The organism is Ferrovibrio sp. GW821-FHT12B10, assembly GCF_058807515.1.
The window spans coordinates 1116101-1133765 of sequence record NZ_JBXAQT010000001.1 but is presented as its reverse complement, the minus strand read 5'-3'; the positions used below and the strand labels follow the sequence as shown (position 1 = coordinate 1133765).

General features: G+C 63.5%; 17 protein-coding genes. 9 read left to right on the top strand and 8 right to left on the bottom strand.

Going from position 1 to position 17665, the window contains the following annotated elements; all coding sequences use genetic code 11:
* Positions 1-2: 2 nt before the first annotated feature.
* Both AC1RRT_RS05720 and AC1RRT_RS05715 read left to right on the top strand, forming a co-directional pair.
* Positions 3-1955, top strand: coding sequence for a hypothetical protein (locus AC1RRT_RS05720; RefSeq protein ID WP_493012819.1), 1953 nt, complete (start codon positions 3-5; stop codon positions 1953-1955).
* Between the two features lie 71 nt (positions 1956-2026).
* Positions 2027-2944, top strand: coding sequence for a glycosyltransferase family 2 protein (locus tag AC1RRT_RS05715; RefSeq protein ID WP_493012818.1), 918 nt, complete (start codon positions 2027-2029; stop codon positions 2942-2944).
* On the opposite strand, the gene AC1RRT_RS05710 is transcribed toward AC1RRT_RS05715, so the two are convergent.
* The 3 genes from AC1RRT_RS05710 to rhaM are packed head-to-tail and all read right to left on the bottom strand — an operon-like array spanning position 2941 to position 5442.
* Positions 2941-3726: an MraY family glycosyltransferase gene (locus tag AC1RRT_RS05710; protein ID WP_493012817.1), complete on the bottom strand. Its 786-nt coding sequence runs from the start codon at positions 3724-3726 to the stop codon at positions 2941-2943. The two genes, AC1RRT_RS05715 and AC1RRT_RS05710, sit on opposite strands and share 4 nt — an antisense overlap.
* Positions 3727-3730: 4 nt before the next feature.
* The gene (locus tag AC1RRT_RS05705; protein WP_493012816.1) at positions 3731-5122 is read right to left on the bottom strand and encodes an FGGY-family carbohydrate kinase; all 1392 of its coding nucleotides are present in this window, start codon (positions 5120-5122) and stop codon (positions 3731-3733) included.
* Positions 5123-5130: 8 nt separating this feature from the next.
* Positions 5131-5442: an L-rhamnose mutarotase gene (gene rhaM / locus AC1RRT_RS05700; RefSeq protein WP_493012815.1), complete on the bottom strand. Its 312-nt coding sequence runs from the start codon at positions 5440-5442 to the stop codon at positions 5131-5133.
* A gap of 110 nt (positions 5443-5552) precedes the next feature.
* Between rhaM and AC1RRT_RS05695 the strand changes: the two genes are divergently transcribed.
* On the top strand, positions 5553-7199 hold the full coding sequence (locus AC1RRT_RS05695; RefSeq protein ID WP_493012814.1) for a hypothetical protein: 1647 nt from the start codon (positions 5553-5555) through the stop codon (positions 7197-7199).
* A gap of 4 nt (positions 7200-7203) precedes the next feature.
* Positions 7204-7725, top strand: a complete 522-nt coding sequence (locus tag AC1RRT_RS05690; protein WP_493012813.1) for a hypothetical protein — start codon at positions 7204-7206, stop codon at positions 7723-7725.
* A 21-nt stretch (positions 7726-7746) separates the two neighbouring features.
* On the opposite strand, the gene AC1RRT_RS05685 is transcribed toward AC1RRT_RS05690, so the two are convergent.
* The 5 genes from AC1RRT_RS05685 to AC1RRT_RS05665 are packed head-to-tail and all read right to left on the bottom strand — an operon-like array spanning position 7747 to position 11984.
* Positions 7747-8334, bottom strand: a complete 588-nt coding sequence (locus tag AC1RRT_RS05685) for a PI-PLC domain-containing protein (RefSeq protein ID WP_493012812.1) — start codon at positions 8332-8334, stop codon at positions 7747-7749.
* Between the two features lie 4 nt (positions 8335-8338).
* A complete protein-coding gene (locus tag AC1RRT_RS05680) occupies positions 8339-9052 on the bottom strand; it encodes a glycosyltransferase family 2 protein (protein ID WP_493012811.1) in 714 nt (237 codons plus the stop codon).
* Positions 9049-9456 carry a GtrA family protein gene (locus AC1RRT_RS05675; protein ID WP_493012810.1) on the bottom strand — a complete coding sequence of 136 codons (408 nt, stop codon included), beginning with the start codon at positions 9454-9456 and terminating at the stop codon, positions 9049-9051. The genes AC1RRT_RS05680 and AC1RRT_RS05675 overlap by 4 nt, the downstream gene beginning before the upstream one ends.
* A gap of 11 nt (positions 9457-9467) precedes the next feature.
* Positions 9468-11117, bottom strand: coding sequence for an NTP transferase domain-containing protein (locus AC1RRT_RS05670; RefSeq protein WP_493012809.1), 1650 nt, complete (start codon positions 11115-11117; stop codon positions 9468-9470).
* 54 nt (positions 11118-11171) lie between these two features.
* Positions 11172-11984: a glycosyltransferase family protein gene (locus tag AC1RRT_RS05665; protein ID WP_493012808.1), complete on the bottom strand. Its 813-nt coding sequence runs from the start codon at positions 11982-11984 to the stop codon at positions 11172-11174.
* Between the two features lie 207 nt (positions 11985-12191).
* Between AC1RRT_RS05665 and rhaI the strand changes: the two genes are divergently transcribed.
* The 5 genes from rhaI (at position 12192) to AC1RRT_RS05640 (ending at position 17660) form a co-directional block, all read left to right on the top strand.
* On the top strand, positions 12192-13487 hold the full coding sequence (rhaI, locus tag AC1RRT_RS05660; RefSeq protein ID WP_493012807.1) for an L-rhamnose catabolism isomerase: 1296 nt from the start codon (positions 12192-12194) through the stop codon (positions 13485-13487).
* Positions 13488-13726: 239 nt separating this feature from the next.
* Positions 13727-14749 carry a UDP-glucose 4-epimerase GalE gene (galE, locus tag AC1RRT_RS05655; protein ID WP_493012806.1) on the top strand — a complete coding sequence of 341 codons (1023 nt, stop codon included), beginning with the start codon at positions 13727-13729 and terminating at the stop codon, positions 14747-14749.
* Entirely contained in the window at positions 14746-15864 is a 1119-nt protein-coding gene (locus AC1RRT_RS05650; protein ID WP_493012805.1) for a glycosyltransferase family 2 protein, read from the top strand. The genes galE and AC1RRT_RS05650 overlap by 4 nt, the downstream gene beginning before the upstream one ends.
* Before the next feature lies 1 nt (position 15865).
* Positions 15866-16597, top strand: a complete 732-nt coding sequence (locus AC1RRT_RS05645) for a class I SAM-dependent methyltransferase (RefSeq protein ID WP_493012804.1) — start codon at positions 15866-15868, stop codon at positions 16595-16597.
* On the top strand, positions 16581-17660 hold the full coding sequence (locus AC1RRT_RS05640; RefSeq protein WP_493012803.1) for a glycosyltransferase family 4 protein: 1080 nt from the start codon (positions 16581-16583) through the stop codon (positions 17658-17660). The genes AC1RRT_RS05645 and AC1RRT_RS05640 overlap by 17 nt, the downstream gene beginning before the upstream one ends.
* Positions 17661-17665 lie beyond the last annotated feature (5 nt).

Genomic DNA, 17665 nt, shown 5'->3' with positions numbered 1-17665 from the left:
TCATGACGCTGCAAAACACTCCCTTGCTGCGGACTCTGTCGGCTGTGGCCTTCGTGCCGGCGCTGCTGCTGCCTTTCGCCTCGCTGGGAATCTTTGAATCCGGCCCATGGGAGCGGGCCGAACCCGTTGTCATCGCCGCGCATTCCGCCGCCGCGCTCGGTGCTGGTGTAATGGCCTTGAGCCTGCTGTGCGGCGGTTCGGTCCCCCTTGCGCATCTACGCTCTGCCTGGCCCGCAGCAGCGCTGGCACTGTGGTCATTCAGCGTTGCCTGGGTCCGCGGCGTGCCCATGACCGGCCTCTTCGGCGTGCCGCAATCGGGCTTGAGTGTATTGTGGTATCTCGATCTGGCGATCTGGCTGGTCCTGGCTGGCCAGGCGGTCGGAACGGCATCTCATTGGCGACGCGTTACCGATCTCAGTGCAGCGATTGGCTGGATCATCGCTGTGAGCACCCTCTGGGGCAGACTGACCGACGCCCCGCCCCTGATTCACGTCACTGCCTATTATGCCTGGCCCGCACTGGCGTTGCCCGCGATGCTGCTGGCGCATCCTGGCGGCGGCTACTGGCGCGTGCGGGTATGTATCGTTTCGGGGGCGGCGCTGGCGCTTCTCATCGCGGCGGACAGCATGACCTTCGCGCTGGCTGCGGCTTTGGCGGCAGGTATGAGTGGCCTCGCCTGGTATGCCGGCGATCGTCTGCCCTGGTTGCGGTCGCGCGGCTTCGGCCTGATTGCCGTCACCATTGCGGTCCTGCTGCCATTTGGCCTTGTCGTCTCCGGACTGGCCACCGGTCTTGGTCTATCGATGCGGGCTCGTGTGCTGGTCGCGCAGGTCGTGTTGGCTCGCTTGCAGGAGCAGTGGGACATTTGGCTGTTCGGCCTGGGCTGGGGGCGCACCACCGAGGCCTTTACTATGCATCTGGATAACGCCAAGGCTTCATTATGGGATCTGAGAGGTTGGGATTTTCTAAGCCGCGACTACTTCCATAGTCATAACTTTCTTATTGAAACCGCACTGGCGTCCGGCTTGGCGGGTGTGGCCCTGATGGTGGCCATCTTCGTGCTTCCCGTTTGGTGTGCGCCTTCCGAGAAAAGACCTTATGTCGTGGCGTTTGCCGTAGCATGGCTGCTCGGTCTAGGCGTGTGGTTCGAGCTCATTTTTGCCTTACCCATGTTTGCCTTGGCGATGGCTGCGCTCGGCCACAAAAGCAATGTGCCATATGCGGAGCCTGCCAAGCACCCGCGCTACATCCTTGGCGGGCTTTCTCTCGTCGCTGCCTGTGGCCTTTGTATTGCAGCGGGTGCGCTGGTTTATCAGAGCGTGAAGGCGGATCGCCTGACGGCTTGGCTCGATGCGCCGCAAGGCCTGCCGCCGCAAATTGTGGACGTTCGCGGCGATGATCGCGTCTTGTCGATGATCGTGTCCGGAGCATTACTCGATATGCAAAAGCGAGGAGCGGTCGCTTCTCTGGCGCCAGATCTCGATATCCGCCGCCTGACCTGGATGATTGCGGCACTTGAAGCCGCGATTCCACAAACCCGCAATCCGGCCTTGACGGTGATCGGAAACAATCTGCTGACCGAGCTGGCCATCAATCCGCATTTTGCGCCCGCGCATGACGCGCTGGCGCGCCATCTCGATCTCTGGGCCTCATGGGTGGATCGCGGCCTGACACTGGCGCCGGATCGTCGCGATCTGCCGGTTGCCTATCTCTCCTGGCGTTTCACCAAAGGCGATCACGGCGAAGTCCTGATCTGGGCGCGGCGGTTGCGGCTGCGCAATCCGGACGACCCGGTCGGCCTGTATTTCGAAGGCGGGGTCTATGCGCTGGGTACGGACTCACAGCAGCGGCAGCAGGGGATTGCCTTGTTGCGGCGGGCCCTGGAGCACGGCATCGAACGCTACATCCCGCTGGACGCTGCCTTCAAGGCGGCGATCGGCGTGCCGGCCGGCTGAGCGCAAATCGACTTTTCCGTGCCGATCGGTTATTCAGCCTTATGCCGCCCATCCCTTTGCAGACAGAGACTGTGCCCCCGGGTCGTCGGGTCTCCGCCGTCACCGTGATCTATTATACGGGGCCGGTGCTCTGGCAGTGCATCGACAGCCAGTTGGCGCAGCCAGAGCTGGCCGAACTGATCCTGGTGGTGAATGGCGCCGAGAGCGAGACGCAGGCCCGCTTGCGCGATCAGGCAGCCAGAGAGACGCGCATCCGCCTGATCGAAACCGGTCGCAATATCGGCTTCGCAGCCGGTTGCAATCGCGGCGCGGCAGTGGCGACCGCCGACCGGCTGGCCTTTGTCAATCCGGACTGCGTGCTGGCGCCGGGCACCTTTGGCGCGATCCTCGACGTGTTTGCCGCGCACCCCCAGGCATGGCTGGTGGGTGGGCACCTGCAGCATCCCGATGGCCGCGAGCAACGCGGCGGCCGACGCGAAATCCTGTCACCCTGGCGTGCCTTCATCGAGTTGACGCGACTGGATCGGGTGTTTCCCAATCATCCCTATTTCGCACGTCTGCATGGCCATGAGGACGAGGCGATTCATGTCGCCGTCGAAGTGCCGACCGTCAGTGGCGCCTTCATGATGATTGCGCGCGGCCATTATGAACGGCTGGGCGGCATGGATGACAACATGTTCCTGCACTTCGATGACGCGGATATCTGTATCCGGGTCAGGCAGCAGGGCGGGCAGGTCTGGTATGCCGGCCATGTACCGATCACGCACCACCTGAGCACCAGCGATGCGTCGCGGACGTTCATCGAGTGGCACAAGACTCGCAGCACCAGCTATTACTTCGTGAAGCATTTCCAGCGGCTGTATCCACGCTGGGCGCTGTCGGGGGTTTCCGTGCTGCTGTGGATCCGTTTCGGACTGATCGCGTTGCGGCAGTTGCCGATCGATTTGCCTCAGGCCGTCCGGCGCTGGCTGCGTCGTCGTCGGGCCTAGAGTGTTCGGGTCGCAAGCGCGACCGCCGCGGCGGCCACCGCAAAATACAGCCAGGGCAGCAGATGCGGTGACACACCGGCCCGCAGCAGGCGATGGCCGCTGTGATCGGTGCCGCCGATCCACGGCTTGCGGCCCGCCCGCAGCCGGCTGACCACCACCAGCGCGGAATCGGCCAGCGGCACCGTCAGCCAGCCAATGCTGGCGATCGGACCCTGATGGGCCGAGAGCAAGACCAGGCAGGTCCCGAGCATCAGGCTGCCGCCATCGCCCATGAAGCTGCGCGCCGGCGTCAGGTTGAACACCAGGAAGCCGGCGATGACCGCCGCGACCGCCAGGCCATCGGGATTGCCGCCGAAGAGGCAGACAGCGATGGCGGTTGCCGCAGCAATGCCATCGGTGTGATCCAGCAGGTTGAAGGCATTGGCGGCGATCCAGATGGCCGGGCCGATCCACCAGGGGCCGATGAACAGAACCGCTGCGCCGGCGGGAACCAGCAGCAGCAGCGCCTTAATGGCAGGGCTGAGGCGATGGTGGTCGTCATAGATGCCAATGGCGCCAGCGGCTACTGCGATCAGCCAGTGTTCAAGGGGCAGCGCCAGCAGCAGGCCGGCGGCAAGACCTGGCCCGGCCAGCTTCGGGATCATGCCGGCCGTATGCCAGCGGTCCGGGCGAACCTGCGCGACAGCACCGGTGCGCGGTGCGATGCGGATTCCCGCATAAACGCCAGCGGCGCTGACGGCAAAGGCGATGGGCAGGGTGACGAGAAGATCGTGGGTTGGCATCGACTCAGGGGGCCTGTCTGTCGGTTTCGGCCACGCCGGCCTTCCAGGCGTCGCGGTAGGCATGAAGGCCGTTCAGTTGCCAGGGCATAACGGGTTGCGGCGCCGGCAGGTCGGCCGTCAGATCTGACTGCCCCAGCAGCCAGGCGCCGGTGGTGGTGCCATGGCTGTCGTCGGCGATCAGCAGCCGTCGCGGCGCCAGCAGCGCTGCCAGACTGCCGGCATAGGCAGGATTGCCGGCAAAGGGGCCGTCGAGCACGACATCGCCGCGGCTGCCGAGTCGGCGGATCAGGTCTTCAGTCATCAGGGCGAGGTAGAGCGACGCCAGCGCGGCCCTGTCAGCGCCGATGGCGCCGGTGGCGCCGGTGATCCGGCCGGCATGGCGGCGATAGGGGCCGCCCTGCGGTGCGAAGGATGGCCAGCAGAAAACGCTGCGGTCGATCAGACCCTGAACATCGGCGGCAGTGATTGTTTCGGCAGCGGCAGCACCGGCAATGGCCTGGTATTCACGACCGCCCATGAAGCGGGCGCAGGGCACCGGTTTGCCGAAGCAGTCGCTATTGGCCAGCATATCCCTGGCGGGATCGAGGTTGCCGGCATCCGCGCCGCCGGCAAAGACCACGACCCAGGTGCCGGTCGATATCGTGGTCACGCCCTGCGCCCCGTTCGTCGCCCGATGTCGCAGATAGGCGGCGTTGCTGTCGTGAATGCCGTTGAGCACGCGGCAATGCGCCGGCAGGCCGGTGCGCGCCGCGATTTCCGGCAGAATCGGGCCGAGACTGTCCCAGGCCGGCCGGATTGCGGGGAACAGGCGCGCCAGATCCATCGATTCGACCCAGGGTGCGAAGCGGTTCCGCGCGATGTCCCATAGATCGGTGTGGCAGCCGAGCGACGTCACCTCGTTCGAGAGTATGCCCGACAGGCGCCAGGCCCAGTATTGCGGATAGGGCAGGATCGCGGTGACCCGCTCGAACTGCTCGGGATGGGTTTTGCGCAGCCAGTGGATTTGCCGCCCGAGATTCAGCCCGGCAGGCAATGCCGGTGAGCCAGTGGCGGGGAAATCCCGCGCCATGGCTTCATATTCCTCATCCACATCGCCGGGGATATTCCATTCGTAATCCATCACCGGGAAGGCGAGTTGATCGCCGGCCAGCAGCGCGGCGGTGGCGCCATGCGTCACCGGGATGATGCGACTTATGTTCGGGTGCTGGCGTGCAAAGCCACTGATCGTCCCCAGCAGCCATGCCCAGACGTCATCGGCGGGGATATGCGGATAGGGTCCGGCCGCGGATTGCGGCGTCTCAGTCTGCTGCTGGGCCAGAATCTGGCCGTCCGCTCCAAGCAGGGATGCCTTGAGTCGGGTCTTGCCGCAGTCGAAGACGATGGAGCAGTCTGACATCGAAGCGTTCAGTCCAGCCTGAAGACTTCCTGCAGCGGCAGCGCCACGGGTGAGCCGTCCGGATTTGTCGCCATGATGTCTTTCATGTAATCCCACCAGCGCCGCATGACCGGATGGTTCGGCAGGTCGTCCAGGCTGTTGGGCTCTGCCACCTCGTGAATGGCAAAGAGCTGGCGGGTGCGCGGGTCGAGAAAAATCGAGTAGCCCGAGATGCCGGATTTGCGCAGGAGGTCGCTCAGTTCGGGCCATATTTCGTCATGCCGGCGGCGGTATTCCTGTTCGGCCCCTGCATTCAGCTGCATAACGAATGCCCGTCGCATCCTGTCCCCCCGGTTGGTCTGGTCCTTAAATCGGGCCGGCTGGCAGTGCATAGGCCCGACGGATTTGTTATATACGGCAGGCTAGGCCGTTCATACTTCCGGACCCCTCTATGCTTATAGAATACCTGATTTTTACCGGCATGTTGCTGCTGTATGCCGGTACCGGATATGCCCTGGGCGCACAGACCCTGCTGACGGCCGTCCTGCTGGGCCTGGGCAATGCCGGTATCCTCACCAATATCCTTGCCGTGTTCGCGCCGGCGCTGGTCAAGCCGGTTCTGCTCGGTCTGGCGCTGCTGGGCGCCGCGGGCCTGTACCTCGCCCGGCAGCGGATCGCGGCGGCGGCAAGGGACGCCAGCACGCTGACGGTCGAGCGCTTGTGGGACGGGCTGTTGCTGGTCGTCGTGATCTGGATGATGCGCTTCTTCGCGCCTGTCTATTACGTCTTCGAACCGCATGACATTCTGTATTTCAGCCCGGCTCTCGAGATGCTGCGGGCCGATTATTCCGGTTCGCTGCGCTTGTTCACCTATTACCCGGAGACGATGGCCAGCTTCCATCATTTCTCCAGCGGTATCCTGGCGGCGCTGGCAGCGCCGCTGAAAACCCCGACACTGGTCGATATGGCGGCAGTACGCCATTTCCTGCTGACGGTCTGCGTCTTCCTGTTCCTGCGACCGCTGGTCCGCCGCCGCTTCCTGCCTGTCCTGCTTGTCTGTCTGGCGGTCTTCACGATCTACGGCGAAGAGATCAACTACAGCATGACGATCTCGTCGTATTTCTACGTCTTGCTGCTGTTTGGCATCGTGTCGACGCTGATGCGCCGGCAGGAGACGCCGCAGGTTTTCGTGCTGCTGCTGTTCATGCTGTGCTGCGCCAAGGGGCCGATCTTTTATTCCGCGTTTCTGGCTGCGTTGTTTGCCGCGGCGGTATTCTGGCGGCAGGTCAGCAAGCCCCTGGTCATCCTGTATCTCTGCTTTGCTGTCGCGGTGGTCTTTTCATGGACGGTGCCGCCGCCGCCCTATCAGGGACAGGATCTCGGCCTGACCATCTATCGCGGCCTGCCCGGTGCGGCAGCGCAGGAAGCCATGAATGGCGTGACCGGCTGGACCCTTTCCGATCCAGTGGTGCGGCAGATCATGGCGTGGTTCGGCGAGACGTCACTGCTGACCGCCCTGCTGCTGCTCATGCTCAACACCACCAAATACTATCTCGTCAGCTTTATCGGCCTACATCAGCTCGGCCGGCGCTTCTTCTCGGCCGACAGTGCCCGTCCGGCCATGGACCAGGCCAAGATGGGCATGGTGCTCGCGGCCTATGCGGTCGTTTCCCTTGCCGGTTTTCTGTGGGTCCGTAACGGCATCACTGCGATGCACCAGGCGCATGGTCCGCTGCTGGCCGCAGCGCTGAGCGCCGCCGTGTTGTCGGTCTGGGCCGCCGAGCGCCGCTCGCTGGTTGCGCCGCTGCTGGTCTGTGCCGGCCTCCTGGTGCTGTTCATACCGCGCAGTCTCGACCTGTCACTGCCGAACTATCATGTGCGGCAGGGCCGCCAGGGCCTGCTCGAACAGGATATCTTCACATGGAAGATCGGTGATCCTTTGCCGGCACGCGCTGCCGACGGCTGGTACAGGCCGGCGCCGGGAGAGGCCATGGTGAAAAGCGAACTGCTGGCCGGATTGACCGGACAGCGCCTGCGGAAAACAGATGCCCTTTCCGTGCCGGAAGGGGTGATACGACATTGGCGGACGGGAGACTGAGATCATGAAGACCACCAACGCTCTGACCGGCGTCAGCGATCTGCTGGGCGGCGGCTCCGTGCCGCCCTCTGCCATGCGCGTCAGCATCGATACCGACGGCAAGGTCTTTCTCTGCCGCATTCCGGAACTGTCGCTGTCGGCGAGCGGCGGCACGGCAGCAGAGGCCTATGCCAAGCTGGAGGCCCAGATCGCCGAGATCGACGGGCTGCTGGGCGAGGGTCGTGACCCGGTCGCCAAGGTGGCCAAGCTGCAGCGGGTGGAGGGCCTGAACCGGCGTTTGCGCAAGACCTCGATCGTGATGCTGGCCCTGTCGTTGCTGTTTTTCGCGCTTACCATCACGGTCGTGCCGCTGCTCGACATCCGCTATGCGATGACCACGGCGGCGTCGAACACCCTGTACAGTGGCATCGGCAAGCTGGCTGAAGCCGTGACCCGCATGGATCCGGAGCGGAAGAAGAAGTTGGCCGAGGATATCAGTGCGATCCGGCAGTTCGTCAACGACGTGACGGCCGAGCCGAAGCCGTAATCGACCAGACCTGAATTCCGGTCAGCTCCAGAGCGCGGGCATCTTCGTGCAGACGGCATCGGGGGTGACGCCCTCGGCCGCCAGCATCTTGCGCATCACCGGAATTTCCACCTGGCCATCGCGCCCGTGCAGTTCGGGCGAGACGATGCAGGTCTTGATGCGGGCGTCGCGGAATTTCGCGGCGGCAGCGGCATCGAGCGGCAGGTGCGTGAAACAATCGACCCAGACCCAGTCGATTTTGCCGGCCAGGCTCATGGCGGTATCGATCGATTCATATTCCGAATAGCGGATAGCAACACGCGACTCTTTCTGCCGCACCGTGCGGATCAGGAAGGGGAAGGACTGGTCGAGGAAGAAGAAGTCCTCGATCCCGCGCTGTTTCATGCAGGCGAGCACGGCATCCTCCAGGCCTTCTTCCTTGACGTTCAGGATGATCAGGCGGTGGCGGTAATGCTCGAGCCAGTCGGTAAACGACAGGCCGTCAACGAAGGCGTCGTGGTGGATGATCAGCCTGGAGCCCTGGCTGCGAATATCGACCTCGACGCCGAACTCGGCCGGCGTTTCACGCAGCTGCTCGATAGTGTTGCGGCGATGGGAAACCAGGATCATCGCGTTACCTCTTGTTCCTGAACAGACGCCAGCTATAGGCCATGGTGCGGCGGATCAGGCGGAATTTCGAGGTCCAGTCGACATTCCAGCTCGACACGCCGGACAGGCGCACACCGAAATCGACGGGGAACCGAACCACCGACAGATTGTCGCGACGGGCAGTGTAATAGGCGAAGAGGTCGAAGGAGAAGTCGGACGGCGGCGATTTCCAACTCTGCACGAAGCTACGCGGCATCACAGTTGGTTGGGCATTGATGTCACGCAGCGGCAGGCGCAGCAGGCAGGTCTCGAACACCGCCATCGCCCAGGTGAAGAACAGGTCGCCGGCCGGCCGATGGCGCCGCAGGCCTTTCACGAAACCGCGTTCGGGCTGCTCCATGCCGCGGAACAGATTCAGGGCTGTCACGGCATCCATGGGATCGGTCTGCATGTCGGCATGGGTCCAGCCGAGGATGTCGCCATCGGCGGCCTGCAGGCCGCTCCAGATGCCGAAGCCGTAGCCCTGGTTGCGGTCGACCGGCACCATCCGCAGGCCCGCGCGACCCGCGAGTTTTTCGGTCAGCAGCGCGCGCGTGCCGTCGGTGGAGCCGTTGTCGACCAGCAGCACTTCCATGGTCGACGGCCCGCCGGCGGCCGCGATGGCATCCTCGCAGCGGGCGATCAGTGCCGGCAGGTTGCCGGCTTCGTTGTAGCAGGGGATGACCAACGACAGTTTCATGCGCGCTTTGCCGGCTTGTCGGCATCGGCAAAGACCCAGTGGCGCATACCGATGAAATTCATGGTCGCCGATACGCCGGTGGCAATGACAAAGGCAAATACGATGGCCACGGGACCACGCTCAGTGGGCAGCAGGATCGCATAGTTGATGGCGGAGTTGACGCCAAGGCTGACCAGGAAGACCGCGTAGGAGCGCAGCAGCCGGCTGCCGCCGTGGGTGATGCGGAAGGTGAAGCGCTTGTTGGCGGCATAGCTGAACAGGCCGCCGAGCAGGAAGCTGGCGATCTTGGAGGGCACGACGGCGTCGGTCAGGTTAAGCAGCAGCAGGTAGCAGACGAAATCCAGCCCCACGGTGAGCAGGCCCACCACGATGAAGCGTCCGATCTCGCCCTGCAGATTCTTCACGTCTTGCCTGCCTACCAGTTCGGAAAGCCGGCCAGCACATCGGCGCGGGCCTTGGCCGGAATCATGGGGTCGCGGGCGACATCATAGGGGTGTCCGGCCCAGCGATGGAAGCAGGCCTGCCAGTACAGGAAGGTATCGAGATCCTCGGGTGTGCCCCAGTTGAGGAAGGCATCGACATCCAGGATGCGCACCGACAGGCCGTTTTCAATGGCGGTGTTGATGCAGGCATCGACATAGAATTCACCGCCAACCCGCTGATCGAGCGCGAACATGCGGTTGGCGGCGTCGAGGAAATCGGCGGTACGGCGGAAGGTGAAGGCACCCAGCACGACCGGATCCTTGGTCGGGTCGCCCAGTGCCTGCTTGACCGATACGCGACGGCAGATATCGCCGTCGGCCTCGACCCAGCTATAGGACTTCGCGCTGAGATCGACATAGGGCAGCGCCCGGCCGGTCCAAACGATCGCATCGACGCTGGCATCCGCCATCAACGCCTGGAAGCGGTCGGCATCGAACAGTACAGCTGAATCGCAAGCCGCGATGGTCAGCGGCGTTTCCGGGGCGCTGTTGCCCAGGGCCGCGACGCAGGTGCGGGCCTGGCCATCGGTCACCGCGTCGAGGGTATGGATGCGCGCCTGTGGGAAGCGCGCCTTCAGGCTGGCCTCCAGTGCATCACGCCCCGACATATCGGCGCGCAGGACGAAGATTTCATGCTCCGCTGTCGGCATAGCCTGCGTGGCCTGCACGGCCATCGGCACACCCGAGACCGGGATCAGTGGCTTGATGGTTGTGTAGCCGCGGTCCGCGAAGCGCTGGCCTAGGCCGGCCATCGGCATCAACAGCGTGCCGGTCTGCCGGGTGTCCTGCCGCGGTTCGACCATGCGGGCGAAGGCGCGATGCCAGGAGCGATAGTCGGCGAAATCCTCGGGCGTTCCCCAGTTCAGGAAATGCGGAATCTCGAAGATACGGATGTCGCGGCCTTCTTCGAGCAGCGGCTTGTAGGCCATGCTGATGAAGTATTCGCCGAGGACGATGGCATTGCGGTCGACGAGGGTCTGACAGGCGCGCTTGAGCAGCGCGCCAGAAGCGAAGTAGTAGATGCCGCTGGATGCATATTCGTGCATCGGGTCGTCGGTGAAGGGCTTCTTTTCCTGGATGTCAGTGACATGCCCGCCATCCTCGCGAATATAGGCGTGAAACATCGAGCGGCGCAGGTGCGGGTGGAAGTCACGATAGGCGGGAATGACGCCGTCCGGGCCATCCGCGATCATGGCCAGCAAGCGTTGCCAGTCGAAGATGGACACGCAGTCACAGTAGGTGACGATGACCGGGCGGTCGTCGTCGATATGATCGGCGGCAGCCAGCACGGACTGCACCGGCCCCAGTTTGTGCGACGGAATGCCAACGATATCGGCCTGCGGCCGGCAGCGGGTCAATCGCGCGGCCATGTCATAGGCGGGATCGGCGAGATGATCGGCATTGCAGATCAGCAGCGGGGATTCGATGCCGATGAACTGGTCCAGGACATGGGCGATCATCGGCCGCCCGTCGACATCGATCAGCGGCTTGGGTACATCGTAGCCGGCCCGGCGGAACCGTTCGCCGAAGCCGGCCATCGGCACCACAAGCTGAATACGATCGATAGGAGAGGTGGCCGTCATTCCGCTCTCCGGGAGATCGAACGCAGAAGCCTGCAATCGATCCTGCCGCAAAGCCTAGGCACTGATCAGGCCCGACAGATAATCTTTCTGAAGCTTCGAGCGGAACAGGTTGAAGCCGTTCCTGGCCACAGTCTTCAGCTTGTCAGGATTGTCGAGGTAATGCTCGCAGGTCTCGATCACGGTCTTGTACGGCGCGAAGACAATGCCGTCGCGATAGGGGTCTTCCAGCTGGTGGTCGGCACCAGGCTCGGAAATGACGAACTTCTCGTTCGACAGCAGATACGAGACGCGCACGATCTCGAATATGCGCGCAGCATAATGATGGATGTTCAGCACGATCTTCGAGCGGGCGATGTAGGCATCGCGGTCGGCACCATAGACGCCGTTGAGGAACACCACCTTGCGGCCGCGCTTTTCCAGCCCATCCATGATGGCGACGCGACGCTCGCTGCGCAGGCCATACATCAGGACGTCGATATCCTGTTCGGTCTTCTCGATGCGGGTCAGTTGCGGCACATAGCCGATGCCGCAGAAATGGATGTTCTTGACGCCCATGCCGTTCAGGCGGGCGATGTTCAGCCGGCTGTAGTCCCAGACTTCGTGGTTCCGCAGCTGGGTAAGATAGGTTTCCGTCAGCCAAGGGCTTTCGTCGTAGATCTGCTCGAAGTTGAACAGCACGGCATCGGAGGGAATGATCGAGGCGGCATCGCCGGTCAGCAGATTGCAGCCCAGCACGACGGGGCGGCCGATCACATCCTCGCGCCGGCGGACGATGGGGAAGTCATGGCCCAGCGCCTGAAAACCGTAGCTCAGGGATTCTGCAACCTCATCAAGGCCATGAGCACGCGAATCTCCATCCGGTGTCACGATCCAAATGCAATGTGTGGACATGTATTCCGAGCCGTCGCTTTCGTTCTTAACGCTCGCTGCCGGGCTGCCCCGGTTACGCGTCTTCCCCTCGCGGCCGCTGCGCGCCAGTGCAGGGCGTTTAACATTCCGGCCCCCCCTATACAAGATGGCGAAAAGCAAATCTAATACTGAATTACTTACTTATTCTGCAGGTTTACCGGCCCGATGAACTACGTGCCCGCCTTCGAAACGCAGCTGGACGCCTATAACCGCAGACTGCTGCCTGATTTGCAGGATTCGTACCACGCACTTGGCGCCCAGTTGGCCAAGTCGGGTATCGATGTTGAAAAGATTCTCGTTGAATTACAGTCTCTTAAGCTGGCAATCCCGTCCTGGGGTGTCGGCGTGGGGGGCACCCGGTTTGCGCGTTTCCCGATTGCCGGCGAACCACGCAATGTTGAAGAGAAGCTGCAGGACTGCGCGGTCATCCAGCAGCTTGGCCGGTCGACGCCGCTGGTGTCGCTGCATTTCCCTTGGGACCGAACCGCGGATTTCAAAGGCCTGAAAGAGCAGGCCGATGCACTGGGACTCGGCTTCGACGCGGTCAATTCCAACACCTTCCAGGACCAGCCGGGCCAGACGCTGTCCTACAAGTTCGGCAGCCTCAGCCACAGCGATTCGGCGGTGCGGGACCTGGCGATCCAGCACAATATTGATTGCATCCGCCATGGCGAGGTTCTGGGCTCGAAGGCGCTGACGGTCTGGATCGCGGACGGTTCGAATTTCCCCGGTCAGCAGCATTTTCGCAAATCACTGGAGCGGTACCTCGACAGCATGGCGAAAGTCTACGCCGCCCTGCCGGCCGACTGGACCATCCTGCTGGAACACAAGCTCTACGAGCCGGCCTTCTATTCGACAGTTATCGGCGACTGGGGCACCAGCTTTGCCTGCGCACAGATTCTGGGCGAAAAAGCCCGCTGTCTGGTGGATCTCGGCCATCACGCGCCGACCACCAATATCGAGATGATCGTGGCGCGCCTGATCCAGTTTTCCAAGCTGGGGGGCTTCCATTTCAACGACAGCAAGTATGGCGACGACGATCTCGACAGCGGCTCGATCGATCCATTCCGCCTGTTCCTGGTATTCAACGAACTTGTCGATGCCGAAAAGGCGGGCGCCCTGAAGCCGCCGCCGGCCTACATGATGGACCAGTCCCACAACGTGACTGATCCGGTCGAGAGCCTGATCGTCAGCAGCCGCGAAATCCTGCGCGCCTATGCCCAGGCGCTGCTGGTCGACCGGACGGCGCTGCATGGCCATCAGGACGCCAATGATGCGGTGATGGCGCTGGAGACCCTGCGGCGCGGCTATCAGACCGATGTCGGGCCGCTTCTGGCCATGGCGCGGTACCGGGCCGGCGGCGCGATCGACCCGATCGGAGCCTTCCGGGAGAGCGGCTACCGGGCTGCGATGGCAGCACGCCGCCCCAAGGCGGCCGGCACCAGCGCCGGCATCGTCTAGGCCCTCCCGTCCAGCCTGCCCTGCCCGGGGTGTGAGGGCAGAAAATAGCGGAAATACGCTAATCATTGACGTTCACCCTGTGAACGTGGTACCAAATTCACGGGGACGGCAACACCGAATCGCATCCATATGCGGGCTGCACCCCAAGACTGTCGAAAGGCAGAGGACAGGGGCCCGGGCACCTGTCCTGCGGTAGCAATAGAAAACCGCACGATCCCGGATTAATCAGTCCACTGATCATGTCCAGCAGCACCCATCCCGCCATGCCGACCACCGTCGGAGGGCGCCTTCTCGTCACGGGGGGCGCCGGCTATATCGGCAGCCATGTCGTGTATGCGGCGCTGGCTGCCGGTTACGAGGTCGTGGTCCTGGACGATCTGTCCGCCGGCGTGGCGGCCAACCTGCCCGCCAATGCCCGGCTGGTGGTCGGTGATGTCGGCGATGCCAGGCTGGTCTCCGGCCTGCTGCGCGATTTCCAGCCCGATGGCGTGGTCCATCTGGCCGGGCTGGTCAGTGTTGCCGAATCGATGGAGCAGCCGGCGCGCTACTACCGCGTCAACGCGGCCGCCAGTCTCGTGCTGTTTGAAGCTTGCGCGACGCAGGGCGTCGGGCATGTCGTCTTCTCGTCTTCGGCTGCGGTCTACGGTCTGCCCGGGGTCTCACGCATTCCGGAAACGGCGGCCCTCAATCCAATCAGTCCCTATGGCCGTTCGAAACTGATGGCAGAGCAGATGCTGGCGGATATCGCGCGGGTGTCTGGCATGCACTATGCCCTGCTGCGCTATTTCAATGTTGCCGGCGCCGATGCTGCCGGACGGACAGGGCAGAGCAGCCCGCAGGTGACGCATCTGATCCGCATTGCCTGCCAGGTGGCGGTGGGCAAGCGCGATCGCATGGCGGTCTTTGGCAATGATTATGCAACGCCTGACGGCAGCTGCATCCGCGACTATCTGCATGTCAGCGATCTGGCTGCCGCACATATCGGCGTGTTCGAGCATATCCGCGGCGCCGGCCGGAACGTCTGCTACAACTGCGGCAATGGCCAGGGTTTCTCGGTGCTGGAAGTGATCGCCGCGGTCGAGGCGGTCAGCGGTCGTCGCATTCCTGTCGACATCATGGGGCGCCGCGCCGGCGATCCCGCGATCCTAGTCGCTGATCCGACCCTGATCGCCGACGAGATCGGCTGGTCGGCCTCGCATGTCGGCCTTAACGATATGATTGCCAGCGCGCTCGCCTGGGAAAGCCGGATGGTGCGGGCATGACGCCGCGCGTCACCGTCTTGATGCCGGCCTACAATGCCGAGCGCCATATTGCAGCGGCCATCGACAGTATTCTGGCGCAGAGCTTTGTCGATTTCGAGCTGCTGATCGTCGATGACGGCTCGACCGATGGCACTGAAAAGATCATCGCCGGCTATAGTGATCCGCGTATCCGTTATCTGCGCAACCCGCAGAACATGCGGCTGGCAGCCACGCTGAATCGCGGCCTGGATGAGGCGCGCGGTGAGCTGGTGGCGCGTATGGATGCCGATGACATCGCGCTGCCCGACCGGCTGGCTGTTCAGGTGGCTTATCTCGATGCGCATCCCGATGTGATTCTGGCCGGCAGCGGCATGATCCGTTTCGACGATGGAAATGGCCGTGGTGCGGTTGCCCACGCGGTGACCAAACCGCATCTGCTGCGCTGGCGGCAGCATTTCGCCAACCAGGTCAATCATCCCACCATCATGGTCCGTCGCGCCATGTTGGCCGGCATGGGCCTGCGATATGGCGTGGTGCCGGATTGGGCGCGGCCGTCGGATCGTCTGCCACCGGTGGTCAGTCATTATTCCGAAGACTATCTGCTGTTCGGCCTGCTGGCGCTGCATGCGACGGTGGTGAACCTGCCTGAGGCATTGCTGCGTTACCGTGTTCATGCGGCGAGCGTTTCCGGCAGCCAGGCCGAGGTGCAGCTCGGCATGGCGCGCCAGGTTTCCCGCATCCTGTTCGAATACGTGCTGGGCGAAGAGGTTTCGGCCGAGGCCGCGGCGCTGGTGTATTTCACACGGCCGCAGCCGGCTGCCGTGTCTGCGGTCGAGGCGGCCTGTGATCTGATCGACCGCGCGCTCGCCGCGCATGTTGTCCGCTATGGTCTCTCCGCTGCCGCTGCCGCGGACCTGCGCCGCGATGCCGACCTGCGCAAGCGGGTTCTGCGTCGTCCGAATCTTTCATTGCGCGCCATCCTGCTGCAGATGCTGGCGCATCCCATCCTGCCGCGTGATGCGGAAGAGTGGCGCCTTGCGGTGCGCGCCTGCCTGGGCGAGCGCGGCATGGACGGTCTGAAGGCGGTGCGCGCGCGCCTGCTGGCCCGCTTCGGGTCGCCGCTGAAGGTGATATGACGTGCCGCTGCCTGTCGTGAAGCCGATGCCCCTGCCGCTGCGCCTGCTGCATGCGGGACTGCTGCGTCTGAGCCCGTCAGTGCTGATTCCGCTGTATATCCATCTGGCCGATATGTTCCTGTCGCTCGCCAACCTTCTGGTGACGCGCCAGCATGGCGGCGTGCACCCCAAGCACCGGATCATGCAGTACGAGCAGTTCTTCCTGCGCCATATCGGGCCTGAGATGACAGTGCTGGATGTGGGATCTGGTCCGGGCGTGGTGGCCAAGAAGCTGGCGGCAAAGGCCCGCCATGTCACCGGGCTGGAAATCGACGCCAGGGTCTGCGCTTTTGCGCGCCAGCATCATGCTGCCGGCAACATCGATTTCGTGCAAGGCGACGCGACCAGCTATGCCCCGTCGAACAGTTACGATGCCGCCGTGCTCTCGAATGTGTTGGAGCATGTGGATGACCGTGTGGGGTTGCTGAAGGCGCTCCACCGCTACAGCCGCGTGCTGCTGGTCCGTGTGCCGGCGATCGACCGGGACTGGTGGCCGACCTATCGCCGCGAGCTAGGGTTGGAATGGCGCAGCGATGCCACTCATTACATCGAGCACAGCGAAACGGAGCTGCGGTCCGAACTGCAGGCGGCGGGCTGGTCTATTGATGTGCTGGAGCGGCGCTGGGGCGAATTCTACGTGAAATGCTCTCCGGCAACGGATGGCACGGGGGCTGCGCATGCGCCGGCTGCGTAACGCGCTGCGCCCTTTGATGTTCACGCCGGGCCTCGGTCTGTCGCGACTCATGCCGCGCTCGCGTCGTCCTCGGCCGTTCTGGGGTTTTGTGCGTGGTGCTGTCGGCGGTCCGAATGTGCGCACCCGGCGCATGATCGAGGCGTTTGGCAATCATCCTTTCGCACCGAACCTGATTTATGCGCAGTCGGGCTGGAATGCGCCTTCGCTGGCCGCTGCGGCCCGTTTCCGCAAGCAGAGCGGGATTCCGCTCGTCTTCAACCAGAACGGCTGGTTCTATCCCGGCTGGTTCCGCGGCGACTGGGAAGCGGCGAACCGCCAGCTGGTGGCGACGCAGCAGGTTGCCGATTATGTGCTGTTCCAATCGCGTTTCTGCCTCGAGGCCGGCAAGGCGCTGACCGGGTATGTACCGGCCAATTATGAAGTGCTGCACAACGCCGTGCCTATGCTGCCGCAGCATGCAGGCGGAAATGCCGGTGATGGCCGCAGCTGCTGGCTGTCGGCGGTCTTCACCCCCGATGCAGAGCACATTCTCCGCCCGGCGCTACAGGCCTTCCGCTTGCTACACCAGCGGTCTGGCCGCGTGGCGCCGCGCCTGCTGCTGGCCGGCCGCATCGATGCCGAAACGCGTGAGGCTGCGTGGTTCCAGGAATGTCGCCGCGATTTGGCCGAACTCGAGGCTGCCGGTGCCTGCGAATGGCATGGCGAATACCGCATGCAGGATTTGCCGGCGCTGCTGGCCCGGGCCGATATCGCGCTGCATCTGAAATACAAGGATCCTTGCCCGAATGCGGTGATCGAGCGCCTGCATTTCGGCCTGCCGCATGTCTATTCGAATTCCGGCGGCACGCCCGAGCTTGTCGGCGAGGCAGGCATCGCGCTGGACGTCGAAGATCGCTGGGACCGTCAGGTGCCGGTCGAGCCCGCGATGCTGGCGGATGCGATCGTCGACGCCCTGTCGCGCCGACGTCAGCTTTCGGATGCGGCGCGAGAGCGCAGCACGATGTTTTCCTGGGACCACTATGTCGCCCGGCATGCCGAGATTCTCGAGCGGCTGGCAGCGTGACGGCG

Bases quoted from the DNA above. Each gene is read 5' to 3' on its own strand.
- AC1RRT_RS05720 (WP_493012819.1), top strand. From the start codon at position 3: ATGACGCTGCAAAACACTCCCTTGCTGCGGACTCTGTCGGCTGTGGCC.
- AC1RRT_RS05710 (WP_493012817.1), bottom strand. From the start codon at position 3,726: ATGCCAACCCACGATCTTCTCGTCACCCTGCCCATCGCCTTTGCCGTC.
- AC1RRT_RS05705 (WP_493012816.1), bottom strand. From the start codon at position 5,122: ATGTCAGACTGCTCCATCGTCTTCGACTGCGGCAAGACCCGACTCAAG.
- rhaM (WP_493012815.1), bottom strand. From the start codon at position 5,442: ATGCGACGGGCATTCGTTATGCAGCTGAATGCAGGGGCCGAACAGGAA.
- AC1RRT_RS05695 (WP_493012814.1), top strand. From the start codon at position 5,553: ATGCTTATAGAATACCTGATTTTTACCGGCATGTTGCTGCTGTATGCC.
- AC1RRT_RS05690 (WP_493012813.1), top strand. From the start codon at position 7,204: ATGAAGACCACCAACGCTCTGACCGGCGTCAGCGATCTGCTGGGCGGC.
- AC1RRT_RS05685 (WP_493012812.1), bottom strand. From the start codon at position 8,334: ATGATCCTGGTTTCCCATCGCCGCAACACTATCGAGCAGCTGCGTGAA.
- AC1RRT_RS05680 (WP_493012811.1), bottom strand. From the start codon at position 9,052: ATGAAACTGTCGTTGGTCATCCCCTGCTACAACGAAGCCGGCAACCTG.
- AC1RRT_RS05670 (WP_493012809.1), bottom strand. From the start codon at position 11,117: ATGACGGCCACCTCTCCTATCGATCGTATTCAGCTTGTGGTGCCGATG.
- rhaI (WP_493012807.1), top strand. From the start codon at position 12,192: ATGAACTACGTGCCCGCCTTCGAAACGCAGCTGGACGCCTATAACCGC.
- galE (WP_493012806.1), top strand. From the start codon at position 13,727: ATGTCCAGCAGCACCCATCCCGCCATGCCGACCACCGTCGGAGGGCGC.
- AC1RRT_RS05650 (WP_493012805.1), top strand. From the start codon at position 14,746: ATGACGCCGCGCGTCACCGTCTTGATGCCGGCCTACAATGCCGAGCGC.
- AC1RRT_RS05640 (WP_493012803.1), top strand. From the start codon at position 16,581: ATGCGCCGGCTGCGTAACGCGCTGCGCCCTTTGATGTTCACGCCGGGC.